The sequence below is a fragment of the Paraburkholderia sp. BR10882 genome, assembly GCF_040948855.1.
Classification (GTDB): Bacteria; Pseudomonadota; Gammaproteobacteria; order Burkholderiales; family Burkholderiaceae; genus Paraburkholderia; species Paraburkholderia nodosa_A.
This window is the reverse complement of sequence record NZ_JBFPKP010000001.1, coordinates 27,902-44,446: the sequence shown is the minus strand read 5'-3', so window position 1 is coordinate 44,446 and position 16,545 is coordinate 27,902. Positions and strand designations below refer to the sequence as shown.

Here is a 16,545-nt window from a genome sequence, read left to right as displayed (position 1 = left end):
CGTGAAGTTTCCTTGGCGCGACCGGCGCGGCTCGCGCACCGGCCGGTGCGGCGAATTACTCCTGCGGCTGCTGCGCGTTCCCGCCCTGCCCCTCGCGGAAGCGCACGTCCGAGGCGAGGTCTTCGGCTTCGGCCGCACGGCGCGCGTCCGAGTGCGAGGAGACGTAGTCGTACACCGCGTAACACAGGTTTTCGCAGCCCTGCCCCGTGAGCGCGGAAATCTCGAACACGGGACCGTCCCACTCGAAGCGCTTCACGAAGTCGGCAATACGCTCGGCGCGCTCCTCCTCCGGCACCATGTCGAGCTTGTTCAGCACGAGCCAGCGCGGCTTGTCGTAGAGCGTCTCATCGTACTTGCGCAGCTCGCCGACGATCGCCTTTGCCTCCGCAACCGGATCGACGCTTTCATCGAACGGCGCGAGGTCGACCAGATGCAGCAGCAGGTTCGTGCGCTGCAGATGTCGCAGGAACTGGTGACCGAGGCCCGCGCCTTCGGCGGCGCCTTCGATCAGGCCCGGAATATCGGCGATCACGAAGCTCTTGCTCGGCCCCACGCGCACCACGCCCAGATTCGGCGCAAGCGTCGTGAACGGGTAGTCGGCGATCTTGGGCTTCGCATTCGACACCGAGGCGATGAACGTGGACTTGCCCGCGTTCGGCATGCCGAGCAGGCCGACGTCGGCCAGCACCTTCAGTTCCAGCTTGAGCATGCGGCGCTCGCCGGGCTTGCCGTCGGTCTTCTGACGCGGCGCGCGGTTCGTTGACGACTTGAAATGCAGGTTGCCGAGGCCACCTGCGCCGCCCTTCGCGACCATCACCTGCTGCTCGTGCTCGGTCAGGTCGGCGATCAGCTCGCCCGTGTCCTGGTCGGTGATGACCGTGCCCACCGGCATACGCAGCGTGATGTCGTCGCCGCCCTTGCCGTAGCAGTCGGAGCCGCGGCCGTTCTCGCCGTTGCGCGCCTGGTGCTTCTTCGTGTAGCGGTAGTCGATGAGGGTGTTGATGTTGCGGTCGCCGACAGCGTAGACGCTGCCGCCGCGCCCGCCGTCACCGCCGTCCGGCCCGCCGAACGGGACGAACTTCTCGCGTCGCATCGACGCGCTGCCATCGCCCCCATCGCCGGCGATGACTTCGATCTTCGCTTCGTCAATGAACTTCATGAGTTACTCCGTCCCGTGGATATCGATATTTTGCCCGCCATGGCCAAAAGTGGCCAACAACGCACCGCAAGTCAAACGCAAGCCTGTTACGACCCCGAAAGACTGCGGATAAATAAAAAGGCCCCGCAAACTTCGCGGGGCCTTCCTTGCGTCGCGTGCAGCCCGCTCGCGAGCGGTCTAAAGCTTGAAAGCTCAGGCCGCTGCCGGGACGACGTTGACCGTGTGCTTGTTGGCTGCGCCCTTGGTCGTGAACGAGACATGGCCGTCGACCAGCGCGTAGAGCGTGTGGTCCTTGCCGATGCCGACGTTGTTGCCCGGGTGCATGCGCGTACCGCGCTGGCGAACGATGATGCCGCCGGCGAGGATGGCCTGGCCGCCGTACACCTTCACACCAAGTCGTTTCGACTCTGAGTCGCGGCCGTTACGTGACGACCCGCCTGCCTTTTTGTGTGCCATTTGTTTGCTCCTTTACCTGCGTGCGCTTACGCGTTGATCGCGTCGATGCGCAGTTCGGTGTAGTTCTGGCGGTGGCCGCCATGCTTCTGGTAGTGCTTCCGGCGACGCATCTTGAAGATGGTCACTTTGGCATGCCGACCTTGCGACACTACGGTGGCCTTGACGGAAGCCCCACTCACCAGCGGCGTACCGAACTTAATCGATTCGCCTTCGCCCACTGCGAGAACCTGGTCGAGCGTGATTTCTGCGTCAATGTCAGCCGGTATCTGTTCTACTTTAAGTTTTTCGCCAACGGCAACCTTGTACTGCTTGCCGCCGGTTTTTATGACCGCGTACATTGAGAACCTCACTCTTCAATAATTTCGGGACACACTGCGCGCCCGAAACCTTAGATTATACATAGAGTTAGCTGCGTGGTCAAAAGGTGTGCAAGTCCGTTGCGCGGGTGCGCGCGAGGGATCTGGCGCCCGTCGGACGGGCGCCTGGGCTATCCGTACGGCATAGCGCCAGCATCCATGCGGCCGTCGGGCCCGCGAGAAAATAGAGGGAGCCATCGGCAGGACGGTAGCGGAGCGTCCGGCATGCAGTCGATTCGCCTTATAATCCGCGGCACTACCCCTATTTGCCATCATGTCGTCCACCGCCACCCCATCCCCCAGCGCAGCCACCCTGCTTGCCCCCATCGCCAGTGACATGGAGCAGGTGAATCGTGTCATCCGGCAGAGCCTGGCGTCCGAGGTGATGCTGATCAACCAGATCTCCGAGTACATCATCGGCGCGGGCGGCAAGCGGCTGCGTCCGGCGCTCCTGCTGATGGTGGCCGGCGCGCTCGGCGACCACGGCACGGAGCGCCATGTGCTCGCAGCGGTCGTCGAGTTCATTCACACGGCCACGCTCCTGCACGACGACGTCGTCGACGAATCGGACCTGCGGCGCGGCCGCCAGACGGCCAACGCGCTGTTCGGCAACGCCGCCAGCGTGCTGGTGGGCGATTACCTGTATTCGCGCTCGTTCGAGATGATGGTGGGCGTCGGCAAGATGCGCGTGATGGAAATCCTGTCCGCCGCCACGACGATCATCTCCGAGGGTGAAGTCCTGCAGCTGCTGAACATGCACGACGCCGACGTGGACACCGACCGCTACATGCAGGTGATCCGCTACAAGACCGCCAAGCTTTTCGAAGCCGCGGCGCAGCTCGGGGCGGTGCTTTCGGGAGCGGATGCGCGCACCGAGGAAGCGGCCGCCGAATACGGGCGGCGCATCGGCACGGCATTCCAGATCATGGACGACTGGCTCGACTACACGGGCACGCCTGAATCGATGGGCAAGAACGCGGGCGACGACCTGCGCGAAGGCAAGCCCACTCTGCCGCTTATCTGGCTGATCGAGCACGGCACGGCCGCGGAAGCCGCGCTTGCACGCGAAGCGATCGAGCAAGGCGGCACGACGCGCTTCGACGAAATCTTCGCGGCAATCACGCGCTCGGGCGCGCTCGAGCACACGCTGCAATGCGCGCGCACCGAGGCCCAGGCCGCCGCCGACGCGATTTCAGCGTTCCCCCCTTCCATTTACAAAGATAGCCTGCTAGAATTATGTTCTTACTCAACGACGCGCCAGTCTTGAAACAGACGAAGCGAGTTGTGGAGTCCAGCAGTCAATTCGGGGTGTAGCTTAGCCTGGTAGAGCGCTACGTTCGGGACGTAGAGGCCGGAGGTTCGAATCCTCTCACCCCGACCAGAATTCGAGAAAAACCGCGCATGCATTGCGCGGTTTTTTTTCGCCTGTATCTCCCGCACTTCCACCCTGTCCGGCAACTCGCGGCGCGTAACCGGCAACCGCCTTGTCCGTTCGGCCAACCGCCCTGGAACTGCGGTACCCCTCTGTTATAGTTTCCCCATCCGCCCCCCTCATTGTCTCGACGCGTGGACCACCTTCCCTTATGGGCGCAGATATGCGCCGTCTTCGTCCTGCTCATCTGCTCCAGTTTCTTCTCCATCTCCGAAACGGCGATGATGGCACTCAATCGCCATCGGCTCAAATACCTCGCCAATCACGGCACGCTCGGCGCGAAGACCACCCAGAAGCTGCTCGCGCGCACCGACCTGCTGCTTTCGGTGATCCTGATCGGCAACAATCTCTTCAACACCATCATCCCGGTCCTCACGACCTCGATCGCGCTCCATACGTTCGGCCGCAATAACCTCGTGCTCTCGATCGCGACGGGCATCGTCGCGTTCCTCATCATCGTGTTCGCGGAAATCACGCCGAAGATTGTGGGCGCAACGTTTCCGGAAAAAATCGCGCTGCCCGCGAGCCTCCTGATCGCGCCGCTCATGCGTGTGACGAAGCCACTCATCTGGTTCGTCAACATGTTTGCGAACACCATCCTGCGCATCCTGCACATCAATACGCACAAGGCGCATGACCAGCGGCTTTCCACCGAGGAGTTGCGCACCATCGTGCTCGAGTCGGGCAGCTTCATGCCGACCAAGCACCGCAGCATCCTGCTCAACCTGTTCGACCTGGAGAACATCACCGTCGACGACGTGATGATTCCGCGCCGGCGCATCGAGGCGCTCGACTACGACGCCCCGCTCGAAGACATCCTGCATCAGCTCGAGACCTGCTATCACAACAAGCTGATCGTCTATCAAGGCGACATCGACCGGGTGCTCGGCGTGCTGCATGTGCGCAAGACGTTGGCCGCGCTGCACAACCAGGAATTCGAGCGCGAGACGCTGCGCGAACTGCTCGCCGAGCCGTACTTCGTGCCCACGGGCACGCCCGGATTCCAGCAACTTCAGTACTTCCAGGAAAGCCGCCATCGCATCGCGCTCGTCGTGAACGAGTACGGTGAGATGGAAGGACTCGTGACACCCGAAGACATCATCGAGGAGCTGATCGGCGAATTCACCACCTCGATGCCGCGCAGCGGCACCGGACGCGGCGGCTGGAACGACGAAGGCGAATGTATCGTGCCGGGCAGCATGCCTTTGCGCGAACTCAATCGCTGGCTTCATATCAAGCTGCCCACGGATGGGCCCAAGACGCTCAACGGCCTAATCCTCGAAGTGCTCGAAGAGATTCCCGAAGGCGACGTGTGCCTGCAGATCGGCGACGTGAAGCTCGAAGTGCTACGCAGCGACGACCAGGCCGTACGCACGGTCAAGCTCTTCAAACCCGGCGCCAAGCCGCGCCAGGGCACGCTGCAAAAGGCGAAGAAGCTGCTGCCGGGACGTTAGCCGTTCGGCCGGGTGGCGGCGCAGTGCGCCTCGCGCCATGATGAAGGCGTCATCTGTTCGAGGCGGCTTCGCGCCGGCATGTCGATGCTTTCTACTCCTTATCGTGCGCGCCCTTTCGCCGCCGCGGTTGCCGAAGGCGGTACGGGTGGTGGCTCGACGGCGCGCACATCTGCGCCTGTCTCTGTACCGCAGCTAGACGACGCACCCGCCGTTCGGCTGCTCTCCGAAACGCTGCGCGAAGCCGCGCGGCGCAACGCCTCCGATCTGCACATCGAGCCGATGGAACACGGCTGGCGCGTGCGTCTGCGCATCGACGGCGTACTGCACGAAATGGCGCGCCCGCCCGCGCATCTGCGCGATGCGTTCGTCACGCGCATCAAGGTGCTCGCCCGCATGGACATCGCCGAACGGCGCATTCCGCAGGACGGCAGGCTGCGGCTCCCACTCTCGGGGGCGTCGCAAGCCGCCGAGGACTATCGCGTGAATTCGCTGCCCACACTTCATGGCGAAAAGCTCGTCTTGCGCAGGCTCGAAGCGCTTCCCGCCGAACTGTCGCTAGCCGAACTCGGGCTCGATGAAGCGCAACAGCACGCCGTAGCCGAAGCGATCGGCGCGCCGCATGGTCTTGTCCTCGTCACGGGCCCTACCGGCAGCGGCAAGACGCTCTCGCTCTACTGTTTCCTGCAAAGGCTCAACGGCACGGCACACAATCTCTGCTCGGTGGAAGATCCCGCCGAAATCCAGCTTGCGGGCATCAATCAGATCAACGTGCGCGAGAAGGCCGGGCTCACCTTTGCGGTGGCACTGCGTGCGCTGCTGCGCCAGGATCCCGACGTCATCATGATCGGCGAGATTCGCGACGAAGAAACCGCCAGCGTGGCCGTCAAGGCCGCGCAGACCGGCCACCTCGTCCTCTCGACCGTGCACACGAACGACGCCAGCGCGGCTTGCGCACGGCTCGTCGACATCGGCGTAGAGCCGTACAACCTGGCGGGCTCGCTGCGGCTCGTCACGGCGCAACGCCTCGTGCGGCGGCTATGTCCGCAATGCCGCGTGCGCGGCGAGGCTTCGCCGGCGGCGCTCGTCGCGGCAGGCCTGACCACGCACGGCGGTAACATGATGCAGCCTTATGTCGCGCGCGGCTGCGAGGCTTGCCACGGCATCGGCTATCGCGGCCGCGTGGGAATCCACGAGGTCTTGCCGATCTCGGAAACCATACGCGACCTGATCGTCACAAGGCGCGGCGCGCACGAAATCGCTCGGGAAGCACGCAGAAGCGGTGTCGCAACCTTGCGCGACGCGGCGCTCGCGCGCGTGCGCGACGGCACCACGAGCCTCGCCGAAGCGCTTGTCGCAACGGATGCGCCATGAGCGCTGCGCACGCCCCTCAAGGCCCATCCGAGTGGCGCTTCGCGTGGCGCGGTCTCGATGCATCGGGCGCGACGAGGCGTGGCACACTGATCGCGCTCGACGCCGCGGCGGTGCGCGACGCACTCAAGCGCGAGCGCATCACTGTGCTCGCCATCGAGCGCAGGTCGAGCGCGGGCGCGCCTAAAGCACGCCACGCGGACGTCACGTGCTTTACACGCCAGCTAGCGAGCCTCCTGCGCGCCGGCCTGCCACTTGCGAACGCGCTCGAACTGCTCGCGCTCTCGCCCGGGCCAAACGGCATGCCGCGCATTGCCGCGGCGCTCGCGCGCGACATCGCCGGCGGACTGCGCTTCGCCGACTCACTCGCGCAACATCCGGCGCGTTTCAACGCGCTGTATTGCCAGCTCGTTGCCGTAGGCGAAGCCTCGGGAGCGCTCGCCGCCGTACTTGCCCGCCTCGCCGACGACCGCGAGCGTGCCGCTGCGCAGCGCGCCAAAGTGCGCGCCGCGCTCACCTACCCCGTCGCGGTGCTGCTGCTCGCGCTTGTCATTACCGCGGCGTTGCTGGTCTGGGTCGTACCCACGTTCAAGCAGATCTTCGACGGCTTCGGCGCCGCACTGCCCGCGCCCACGCAAATCGTGCTGATGCTGTCGGCGGGCGCCGCGCGCTGGAGCGTGCCGGCCGCCGTAGCTGCAGCCACCGGCGCGCTCGCCATGCAAGCGGCCTTGCGCCGCTCGGAAACCGCGCGCATCGCTTTCGGACGCACGCTGCTGAAGCTCCCGCTTTGCGGCACGCTGCTCACAACGCTGTGCGCCGCCCGCTGGAGCCGCGCGCTCGGCACGCTCCTCGCCGCCGGCACGCCACTCGCCGACGCCTTCGATTCGCTCGCGCACGCAAGCGGCAACGCATTCTTCGATCGCGCGAGCGCAGGTATCAGCGAGCGCCTGCGGCACGGCGAGCGGCTCGCCGCAGCCATGCGCGCGGCGGGATGCTTTCCGGCCGATGTGGTTCAGCCCGTTGCGGTTGCGGAAGAATCGGGCGCGCTCGACGCGATGTTGCTCGATGTGGCCTCGCTCGCCGACCGTCAGGTCGACGAAAAGATCGCGCTCGTCTCGAGCCTGTGCGAGCCGCTCGTGATCGTCGTGCTTGGTGCGCTGGTCGGCGGCCTCGTCGTCGCGATGTATCTTCCCATCATTCAACTGGGCAACGTGGTGTAGCATCGCTGCCAGATTCCGGTTCCGTCTCATGCCCGCCCAACTCCTGTCCGCGCCCGATACCGCAACGCCGCTCGCAGCCGCTCTCGCCGGTCTGCCATTCGGCGTGCTCATGGTTTTCGCCATTGCGTTCGGGCTCGTCATCGGCAGCTTTCTCAACGTCGTCGTGCACCGGCTGCCGATCATGCTGGAGCGCGCGTGGCGCGCCGATGTGGCCGAAGCGACCGGCACGCCCGGTCCGCTCTTCGAAGAAGACGGGTTGCCCGCGCGCTACAACCTCTGGCTCCCACGCAGCGCGTGCCCGCACTGCGGCCACGTCTTGCGCGCCTGGGAGAACATCCCTGTGCTCAGTTGGCTCGCGCTGCGCGGGCGCTGCTCTCACTGTCATGCGCGCGTGAGCGTGCGCTACCCGCTCATCGAAATCGCGAGCGGGGCCTGCGCGGTCGGCGCAGTGCTCGCCTTCGGGCCCACCGGCAAGGCGCTCGCCGCCTTCGCGCTGTGCGCCACGCTCATCGCCGCAAGCGCTATCGACCTCGAACACCAGATGTTGCATGACGAGATCACGCAGCCGCTGCTGTGGGCCGGGTTGCTGGTCAATTTTGCCGGCACCTTCGTCACGCTGCGCGAAGCGGTGATCGGTGCGGTCGCGGGTTATCTGGCGCTCTGGTGCGTCTATTGGGTCTTCAGGCTGTTGCGTGGCGTGGAAGGCATGGGCCACGGCGACTTCAAACTGCTCGCCGCGCTCGGCGCGTGGCTCGGCTGGAGCGCGTTGCCGCAGATCGTCGTGATCGCCGCAGTGGCCGGCGCGCTCGTCGGCATCATCGCTACGTTGACGGGACGCATGCGTTTCGAAGAACCGTTGCCGTTCGGCCCGTATCTGGCCGCTGGCGCGCTCGTCACATTGTTTGCAGGCACACCGCTGTATGGCGTATTTGCGTGGGGGAACTGATCAAATGTTCGCGGTCGGATTGACGGGTGGCATCGGTAGCGGCAAGTCCACGGTTGCTGATGGCTTTGCCGCGCGCGGCGTAACGATCGTCGACACCGATCTCATCGCGCATCGCATTACCGCGCCGCACGGCGTCGCGATGGCGCAGATCGCTGCGGAATTCGGCCCTGAATTCGTCGCGCCCGACGGCTCGATGGACCGCGCGCGCATGCGCACGCTCGTGTTCGGCGACGAGTCCGCGCGCAAGCGGCTCGAGGCCATCACGCACCCGCTGATCCGCTCCGAGACCGAACGCGAAACGCGGGAGGCCAGCGGGCCTTACGTCATCGTGGTCGTGCCCCTGCTCGTAGAGTCGGGCACCTGGAAGACGCGTGTCGATCGCGTGCTCGCCGTCGATTGCAGCGTGGAAACGCAGATCGAGCGCGTCATGCGCCGTAACGGCTTCGCACGCGAGCAAGTGCTCGCGATCATCGCGCGGCAGGCCACGCGCGAGGCACGCCTCGCGGCCGCCGACAACGTGGTGGTAAACGACAACGGCGCAACGCTCGAATCGCTCGATCAGGACGTCGACGCATTGCATCAGACGTATCTCAGGCTCGCGGCCGAAAAGGCCGGCAAGACGTAAAACGCGCCATCGGCGCGCGATTAGCGGGTCACATCGGCATAGCGCCGGGCCGGCGCGATTGCGACCGTGGTCCCACGGCATTAGAATGTCCTGCAATCCGTCACCCACCACGCCCGAGGCGAGCGCGCTTGATTCTTTACGAGTATCCCTTCAACGAGCGAATCCGAACGCTGCTGCGCCTCGAAGACCTGTTCGAGCGCTTCACGTTTTTCCTGACCCAGGAGGATCCGAGGGAACATCACGTCGCGCTCACGACGCTCTTCGAAATCGCCGAAGTCGCAGGCCGCGCCGATCTGAAGTCGGATCTCATGAAGGAACTCGAGCGGCAGCGCCAAACGCTCGCGCCGTTCCGCGGCAATCCCGGCATCGAGCAGAATGCGCTCGAAACCGTGCTGGGCGAAATCGAGCAAACGCTCGCCGGCCTCACGCAGATGCAAGGCAAGACGGGCCAGCATCTGATGGACAACGAGTGGCTCACGAGCATCCGCAGCCGCGCGATCATTCCCGGTGGCACCTGCAAGTTCGATTTGCCGTCGTATTACGCCTGGCAACAGTTGCATCCCGATCAACGCCGTCAGGACATCGCGAAATGGGTCACGCCGCTGCTGCCGCTGCGCGACGCCGCCGCCATCGTGCTGCGTCTCGCGCGCGAGTCGGGCCAGGCGTCGAAGGTGATGGCGATGCAGGGCAGCTATCAGCAGATGCTGTCGGGCCGCGCGTATCAGCTCATGCAGGTACGCGTGGCACCGGAATTGCGCATGATTCCCGAAGCGAGCGCCAACAAGTACATGCTGTGGGTGCGCTTCACCGTGCAGGACGGCGATCTGCGTCCGCGAGCCGTCGATCAGGACGTGCCGTTCCAGCTCACGCTCTGCAGCTTGTGAAAGCAAACGCGTCGCCAGGCCAGACTCAACGCAAACCAAGTTCTATCGCATGACCACTGTCGTCAAATGTCCGAGCTGCGGCAAGGAAGTCCGCTGGGTGCCGGAGAACCGCTTCCGGCCGTTCTGCTCCGAGCGTTGCAAGCAAATGGATCTCGGTGCATGGGCAGCCGAAAAGTACCGCATTGGCGGCGCCGACGATGAAACGCCGCCGGAAGACGCGCCGCCCACGGATACGCGCCAATAAGCGAGCGCCGCGACGCGCTTGCGCCAGGCGAAAAAAAGGCCGCTGTGCGTGATGCACAGCGGCCTTTTGCATCGTGGCGGCCTCGTAGGCCGTTATTCCGCCGCAAGCCACTCCAGCACAGGAATCGTCGCAGGCAAGAGCGGCTCGACGCTCGCCGGCAGCGACTGCCAGACGAACGCCTGACCTTCGCGACCGTGCGGCTCGCCGGTCCACTCGGTCACCTTGCAGAAGTAGAGCCGTACGTAGGCGTGCGGGTAGTCGTGTTCGAGCGTGTGCCACAGGTGGCACGCCTTCACGTCGATGCCCAGTTCCTCGTGCAACTCGCGCGCGAGCGCCGCTTCGACGCTCTCGCCCGCTTCCAGCTTGCCGCCCGGAAACTCCCAGTAGCCTGCATAAGGCTTGCCTTCGGGGCGCTGGGCGAGCAGGTAGCGGCCATCGGGCTGCACCAGCACGCCCACCGCGACTTCCGTCACGGGGCGCGTCGTTGCGGAAGCGTCGTTTGCGCTGTTGGCCTCGGCGCTCATGCCTCTTGCGCCTTCTTGCCCGACCAGTCGCGTGCGAATTGCCACGCCACGCGGCCCGAACGCGAGCCGCGCTCCAGCGCCCAGACGAGTGCGTCGCCGCGCGCCGATTCGACTTCGGCGTCGTCGCAGCCGAAATGGCGCAGCCAGTGGGCGACGATCGTCAGATAGTCGTCCTGCTTGAACGGATAGAAGCTCACCCAAAGCCCGAAGCGCTCGGACAGCGAGATCTTTTCTTCCACCACTTCGCCCGGATGAATCTCGCCGTCGGGCATGTGCTTGTACGTCTCGTTGTCGCTCATGTACTCGGGCAGCAGATGACGCCGGTTCGAGGTCGCGTAGATCAGCACGTTGTCCGACTGCGCGGCCACCGAACCGTCCAGCGCCACCTTCAGCGCCTTATAGCCCGATTCGCCTTCCTCGAACGAGAGGTCGTCGCAGAACACGATGAAGCGCTCGGGGCGCGTCGAGATGAGATCGACGATATCGCCGAGGTCATGCAGATCGTCCTTGTCGACTTCGATCAGGCGCAGGCCCTGTTGCGCGTACGCGTTCAGGCAGGCCTTGATCAGCGACGACTTGCCGGTGCCGCGCGCGCCGGTGAGCAGCACGTTGTTCGCGGGCTTCTTCTGCACGAACTGGCGCGTGTTGCGGTCGATGAGATCTTTCTGCCGGTCGATGTTCTGCAGGTCGTCGAGCGAGATCAGCGAGATCGCGGGCACCGGCTGCAGGAAGCCGCGCCCCTGGCGCTTGCGCCAGCGAAACGCGACGGCCGCGTTCCAGTCGACATCGGGTGCCGACGGCGGCAACACGGCTTCGAGGCGGCCGAGCAGCGCTTCGGCGCGGGTCAGAAACTGTTCGAGCTTGTCCATGTGGTGAGCGCGCTTGAAATCAGGAGCGGTAATCCGCGTTGATGCTCACGTAGTCGTGCGAGAGGTCGCAGGTCCAGATCGTGGCCTGCGCGTCGCCGCGGCCGAGCAGCACGCGGATCAGGATCTCGCTCTTCTTCATGACGCGCTGGCCGTCTTCTTCGCGGTAGTCCGGGTTGCGACCGCCCGCTTTCGCCACGAGCACGTCGTCGAGATACAGGTCGATCTTGTCGACGTCGAGGTCCGTCACGCCGGCATAGCCGATCGCGGCGAGGATACGGCCGAGGTTGGGGTCCGATGCGTAGAACGCCGTCTTCACGAGCGGCGAATGGCCGATCGCGTAAGCGATCTGGCGGCACTCGGCCACGTCCTTGCCGCCTTCCACCTGCACGGTCATGAACTTGGTTGCGCCTTCGCCGTCGCGCACGATGAGCTGCGAGAGTTCCTGGGCGACGGCCGTCACGGCGTCGCGCAGCGCGGCGTAAGCGGGCGTGTCCGTCGACGTGATCGCGGGCAGGCTCGACTTGCCCGAGGCGATCATGATGAACGAGTCGTTGGTCGAGGTATCGCCGTCGATGGTGACGCAGTTGAACGAGCGGTCGGCCACGTACTTCACGAGTTCGTCGAGCACGGGCTGCGCAACGTTCGCGTCGAAAGCGAGGAAGCCGAGCATGGTCGCCATGTTCGGCTTGATCATGCCCGCGCCCTTGCTGATGCCCGTGAACGTGATGGTGTGGCCGTCGACCGTGACCTGGCGCGACACGGCCTTCGGCAGCGTGTCGGTCGTCATGATGGCCTGCGCGGCGTCGTACCAGTTCGCGGCCCGGCGATTCGCCAGCGCGGCGGGAAGGCCCGCCTTCAAACGGTCGATCGGCAGCGGCTCGAGGATCACGCCGGTCGAGAACGGCAGCACCTGCGAGGACTCGAGGCCGGCCAGGCGCGCGAGTTCATCGCAGGTCTCGCGGGCGTGCTTCATGCCCGGCTCGCCGGTGCCCGCGTTCGCGTTGCCGGTGTTCACCACCAGCGCACGAATGCCCTTGCCGCCCGCGCGCACCTTCGCGAGATGTTCGCGGCACACCGTCACCGGCGCGGCACAGAAGCGATTCAGCGTGAACACGCCGGCCACGCTCGCGCCTTCGTCGACGGAGATCACCAGGACGTCCTTACGATTGGGCTTGCGAATGTTGGCTTCCGCCCAGCCGAGCGTCACGCCCGCGACCGGATGAAGTTGTGCGGGATCAATCGAGGGGAAATTGACAGCCATGGTGGCGACCTGTCGAAATGGCGATGCCGGCCAGGGCGCTGGAGCCTGGCCGGCATCGGGAATCAAAACGCAAGGCCCGCCATGGGAAGCGGGCCACCGGAATCTACGTTCAAGCCTGCGTCACGCGATCTTGCCGTGACACTGCTTGTACTTCTTGCCGCTGCCGCACGGGCACGGATCGTTGCGGCCCACCTTCGGCATTTCGCTGCCCACCGGCGGCGTATGGCTCATGGCCGCGCCCACCATTGCAGCGGCGGCGTCGGCAGCCACCGGTGCGGCAGCCGCCGGAGCCGGCGCCGCGTCGGCTTCGGCGAATTCGGCATGGCGGAACTCGACGTTCTCGACATGATGGCCCTGCTCTTCGATCTGCTCGGCCGCCTGTTCGAGCTGCTCCGGCGACTGGATCTGCACGTTCATCACGATACGCGTGACTTCGAGCTTCACGGCTTCGAGCATCGCGGCGAACAGTTCGAACGCCTCGCGCTTGTACTCCTGCTTCGGGTTCTTCTGCGCATAGCCGCGCAGATGGATGCCCTGACGCAGGTGGTCGAGCGCCGCGAGGTGTTCGCGCCAGCTGCGGTCGAGCGTTTGCAGCATGACCGAGCGCTCGAACGCGCTGAACGATTCGCGGCCCACGAGCGCCACCTTCTGCTCGTAAGCTTCGTCGCCCGCGGCGAGCACGGCCTCGAGAATTTCATCGGCATCGATCGACGACGACTCGTTGATCATCTCCTGGATCGCGAGGTCGAGCTGCCATTCGTTGCGCAGCACTTCTTCGAGCTCGGGCACGTCCCACTGCTCTTCGATACTGCCGTGCGGCACGAACTGGCGCACGATGTCGGTGATCACGCCATGACGCATCGCGCAGATCGTTTCGGTGATGTCATGCGCTTCGAGCAGTTCGTTGCGCTGCTGGTAGATCACCTTGCGCTGATCGTTCGAGACGTCGTCGTATTCGAGCAACTGCTTGCGGATGTCGAAGTTGCGCGCTTCGACCTTGCGCTGCGCCGACTCGATCGAACGCGTGACGATACCCGCCTCGATCGCCTCGCCTTCCGGCATTTTCAGGCGGTCCATGATCGCGCGCACGCGGTCGCCCGCGAAAATGCGCAGCAGCGGGTCTTCGAGCGAGAGATAGAAACGCGACGAGCCCGGGTCGCCCTGACGGCCCGCACGACCGCGCAGCTGGTTGTCGATCCGGCGCGACTCGTGACGCTCGGTGCCGATGATGTGCAGACCGCCCGCGGCCTTTACCCGATCGTGCAGCGTTTGCCACTCGTCGTGCAGTTGCTGGATGCGGCGCGCCTTTTCGTCGGCGGGAATCGCTTCGTCGGCTTCGATAAACGCTGCCTGCTTCTCCGCATTGCCGCCCAGCACGATGTCGGTACCGCGGCCTGCCATGTTGGTGGCGATGGTGACGCGCTGCGGACGGCCCGCTTCAGCGACGATCGCGGCTTCACGCGCGTGCTGCTTCGCGTTGAGCACTTCGTGCGGCAGACCGGCCTTCGTGAGCAGGTTCGAAAGCAGCTCCGAGTTTTCGATCGACGTCGTGCCGACCAACACCGGCTGACCACGCTCGTAGCATTCGCGGATATCGCGAATCACGGCGTCGTAGCGTTCATTCGCCGTCTTGTAGATCTGATCCTGCTTGTCGATCCGCTTGGGTGTCCGGTTCGTCGGGACCACCACCGTTTCGAGGCCGTAGATCTCGTTGAATTCGTACGCTTCGGTGTCGGCCGTACCCGTCATGCCCGAGAGCTTCGCGTACATGCGGAAGTAGTTCTGGAACGTGATCGAAGCGAGCGTCTGGTTCTCGCTCTGGATCTTCACGTGTTCCTTCGCTTCCACGGCCTGGTGCAGGCCGTCCGACCAGCGGCGGCCGGCCATCAGACGGCCGGTGAATTCGTCGACGATGATGACTTCGCCGTTCTGCACCACGTAGTGCTGGTCCTTGTGGAACAGCGTGTGGGCACGCAGCGCGGCGTACACATGGTGCATCAGCGTGATGTTCTGCGGCGCATAGAGGCTTTCGCCCTGGCCGATCAGGCCCCACTCGGAGAGCATGCGCTCGGCCTTCTCGTGGCCCGATTCCGTGAGGAACACCTGGCGCGCCTTTTCGTCGAGCGTGTAGTCGCCCGGCTTTTCCACGCCCGTGCCGTCGGCCTTCTCTTCGCCGATCTGCTGCTCGAGCAGCGGCGGCAGCGCGTTCATGCGCACGTAGAGTTCGGTGTGGTCTTCGGCCTGGCCCGAGATGATGAGCGGCGTACGCGCTTCGTCGATCAGGATCGAGTCCACCTCGTCGACCACCGCGAAGTTCAGCGTACGCTGCACGCGCGCCTCGGTCTCGTAGACCATGTTGTCGCGCAGGTAGTCGAAGCCGAACTCGTTGTTCGTGCCGTAGGTGATGTCCGCGGCGTATGCTTCCTGCTTCGTCGCGTGGTCCATCTGCGACAGGTTGATGCCGACGGACAAACCGAGGAAGTTGTAGAGGCGCGCCATCCATTCGGCGTCGCGCTGCGCGAGGTAGTCGTTCACCGTCACGACGTGCACACCGCGGCCCGACAGCGCATTCAGGTAGACGGGCAGCGTGGCGACGAGCGTCTTGCCTTCGCCGGTGCGCATTTCAGCGATCTTGCCGTAATGCAGCACCATGCCGCCGATCAGCTGCACGTCGAAGTGGCGCATTTTCAGCACGCGCTTGCTCGCCTCGCGGCAAACGGCGAACGCCTCGGGCAGCAGTTCGTCGAGCGATGTACCTTTGGCCACGCGCTCGCGGAACTCGGCCGTCTTCGCGCGCAGCTGCTCGTCGGTGTACTGCTCGATCTTCGGTTCGAGCGCGTTGATCGCCGCGACCGTCTTCTGATATTGCTTGATCAGGCGCTGATTGCGGCTGCCAAAGATTTTCTGTAAGAAACCGGTGGTCATCGGATCGGTGTCTGCGTCGCGGCTTCGGCCGGGATTCCTGAGGGTGGGTTCAGCGGGTTGTGCAGAATGTGCACTACGCATCCGGACCGGCGGGACCTCGGCGGCTTTAGCCCAAAATGGTGGATTCGAATCGGGCATTTTAGCACGCGCCCTCTCACCCGCCTGTGTCAGCGCAAAGACGGCTCTGGCGCGCGCGGTGCCCGCACGGACGGCCTTCCCGCCGGGCGGCGAAGGGCCGCGATGCGGCCCTGGCCGAATGGCCTGAAGGCGCTTGAATGAGCGGTGCGCAGGCTACAATGACGACATCGCAGTGCCGCCTGCGCGCTCGCCCATCCTTACGCCACATGAGCCGTTTCTCGCCGTTTTCAAGGTCCAGGGGACCCCGCGCCCCCCAGCCGCTCGCCGAAGTGCTGAGCCGCACGGACGCGTTCGCGCCGCTGCGCGCCGGCGTGGAGCAGATCGCGGCGATCCAGCGCGACCTGAATGCGCTGCTGCCCGACTATCTCGCGGCGAGCGTCGAGCCCGGCTTCATCAAGGACGGCACGCTGGCCCTCTTCACTGCGCACAACGCGCTCGCCGCGCGGTTGCGGCATCTGGAGCCGCGGCTCGTGGCCGATCTGCAGGCGCGCGGCTGGGCGTTGAACAGCGTGCGCATCCGCGTGCGTCCTCAGGCCGTGAAAGATCCGGCACCGCCCAAGCAGGCGCGCATGACGCCGGTTGGCGCGGCAGCGCTTCAGGCGCTGAGCGAAACGCTCGAGGCCTCGCCGCTGCAGGCAGCCCTCGCGAAGATGGCGGCGCGCCACATGAAAAAGCGCTGATCCG

16 protein-coding genes and 1 tRNA gene are annotated in these 16,545 nt (G+C 65.0%); 10 read left to right on the top strand and 7 right to left on the bottom strand.

Going from position 1 to position 16,545, the window contains the following annotated elements:
- Positions 1-55: 55 nt before the first annotated feature.
- The 3 genes from cgtA to rplU form a co-directional block, all read right to left on the bottom strand.
- On the bottom strand, positions 56-1,159 hold the full coding sequence (gene cgtA / locus AB3X99_RS00200; protein WP_069268504.1) for an Obg family GTPase CgtA: 1,104 nt from the start codon (positions 1,157-1,159) through the stop codon (positions 56-58).
- A 192-nt stretch (positions 1,160-1,351) separates the two neighbouring features.
- Positions 1,352-1,615, bottom strand: coding sequence for a 50S ribosomal protein L27 (rpmA, locus tag AB3X99_RS00195; protein WP_042270345.1), 264 nt, complete (start codon positions 1,613-1,615; stop codon positions 1,352-1,354).
- Between the two features lie 26 nt (positions 1,616-1,641).
- Positions 1,642-1,953: a 50S ribosomal protein L21 gene (gene rplU / locus AB3X99_RS00190; protein ID WP_007180329.1), complete on the bottom strand. Its 312-nt coding sequence runs from the start codon at positions 1,951-1,953 to the stop codon at positions 1,642-1,644.
- 292 nt (positions 1,954-2,245) lie between these two features.
- Between rplU and AB3X99_RS00185 the strand changes: the two genes are divergently transcribed.
- The 9 genes from AB3X99_RS00185 to AB3X99_RS00145 all read left to right on the top strand — a co-directional run bounded on the left by AB3X99_RS00185 (position 2,246) and on the right by AB3X99_RS00145 (position 10,144).
- On the top strand, positions 2,246-3,238 hold the full coding sequence (locus tag AB3X99_RS00185) for a polyprenyl synthetase family protein (protein ID WP_069268503.1): 993 nt from the start codon (positions 2,246-2,248) through the stop codon (positions 3,236-3,238).
- A 37-nt stretch (positions 3,239-3,275) separates the two neighbouring features.
- Positions 3,276-3,352, top strand: a tRNA-Pro gene (locus AB3X99_RS00180).
- 185 nt (positions 3,353-3,537) lie between these two features.
- Positions 3,538-4,857 (top strand): HlyC/CorC family transporter, encoded by a 1,320-nt coding sequence (locus AB3X99_RS00175; RefSeq protein WP_083245610.1) that lies wholly within the window; start codon positions 3,538-3,540, stop codon positions 4,855-4,857.
- An 84-nt stretch (positions 4,858-4,941) separates the two neighbouring features.
- On the top strand, positions 4,942-6,228 hold the full coding sequence (locus AB3X99_RS00170; RefSeq protein WP_368615870.1) for a GspE/PulE family protein: 1,287 nt from the start codon (positions 4,942-4,944) through the stop codon (positions 6,226-6,228).
- Complete coding sequence (locus AB3X99_RS00165; RefSeq protein WP_368605974.1) at positions 6,225-7,445, top strand: type II secretion system F family protein; 1,221 nt, start codon at positions 6,225-6,227, stop codon at positions 7,443-7,445. Before AB3X99_RS00170 ends, AB3X99_RS00165 begins: the two co-directional genes overlap by 4 nt.
- A gap of 28 nt (positions 7,446-7,473) precedes the next feature.
- A complete protein-coding gene (locus AB3X99_RS00160) occupies positions 7,474-8,391 on the top strand; it encodes an A24 family peptidase (protein ID WP_368615869.1) in 918 nt (305 codons plus the stop codon).
- 4 nt (positions 8,392-8,395) lie between these two features.
- Positions 8,396-9,016, top strand: a complete 621-nt coding sequence (coaE, locus tag AB3X99_RS00155) for a dephospho-CoA kinase (protein ID WP_368615868.1) — start codon at positions 8,396-8,398, stop codon at positions 9,014-9,016.
- Between the two features lie 128 nt (positions 9,017-9,144).
- A complete protein-coding gene (zapD, locus tag AB3X99_RS00150; RefSeq protein ID WP_028207804.1) occupies positions 9,145-9,900 on the top strand; it encodes a cell division protein ZapD in 756 nt (251 codons plus the stop codon).
- Positions 9,901-9,949: 49 nt separating this feature from the next.
- Positions 9,950-10,144 carry a DNA gyrase inhibitor YacG gene (locus AB3X99_RS00145; protein WP_069268498.1) on the top strand — a complete coding sequence of 65 codons (195 nt, stop codon included), beginning with the start codon at positions 9,950-9,952 and terminating at the stop codon, positions 10,142-10,144.
- Between the two features lie 92 nt (positions 10,145-10,236).
- Here AB3X99_RS00145 and mutT read toward each other — a convergent pair whose 3' ends face one another.
- The 4 genes from mutT to secA all read right to left on the bottom strand — a co-directional run bounded on the left by mutT (position 10,237) and on the right by secA (position 15,723).
- Positions 10,237-10,668 carry an 8-oxo-dGTP diphosphatase MutT gene (gene mutT / locus AB3X99_RS00140; protein WP_069268497.1) on the bottom strand — a complete coding sequence of 144 codons (432 nt, stop codon included), beginning with the start codon at positions 10,666-10,668 and terminating at the stop codon, positions 10,237-10,239.
- Positions 10,665-11,537 (bottom strand): ATP-binding protein, encoded by an 873-nt coding sequence (locus AB3X99_RS00135; protein WP_069268496.1) that lies wholly within the window; start codon positions 11,535-11,537, stop codon positions 10,665-10,667. Before AB3X99_RS00135 ends, mutT begins: the two co-directional genes overlap by 4 nt.
- A 19-nt stretch (positions 11,538-11,556) precedes the next feature.
- Positions 11,557-12,798, bottom strand: a complete 1,242-nt coding sequence (gene argJ / locus AB3X99_RS00130; protein WP_368615866.1) for a bifunctional glutamate N-acetyltransferase/amino-acid acetyltransferase ArgJ — start codon at positions 12,796-12,798, stop codon at positions 11,557-11,559.
- Positions 12,799-12,918: 120 nt separating this feature from the next.
- The gene (secA, locus tag AB3X99_RS00125; RefSeq protein WP_368615865.1) at positions 12,919-15,723 is read right to left on the bottom strand and encodes a preprotein translocase subunit SecA; all 2,805 of its coding nucleotides are present in this window, start codon (positions 15,721-15,723) and stop codon (positions 12,919-12,921) included.
- Positions 15,724-16,067: 344 nt separating this feature from the next.
- Here secA and AB3X99_RS00120 point away from each other — a divergent pair, with 344 nt between their 5' ends.
- The gene (locus tag AB3X99_RS00120; RefSeq protein WP_069268493.1) at positions 16,068-16,541 is read left to right on the top strand and encodes a DUF721 domain-containing protein; all 474 of its coding nucleotides are present in this window, start codon (positions 16,068-16,070) and stop codon (positions 16,539-16,541) included.
- Positions 16,542-16,545: the final 4 nt, after the last annotated feature.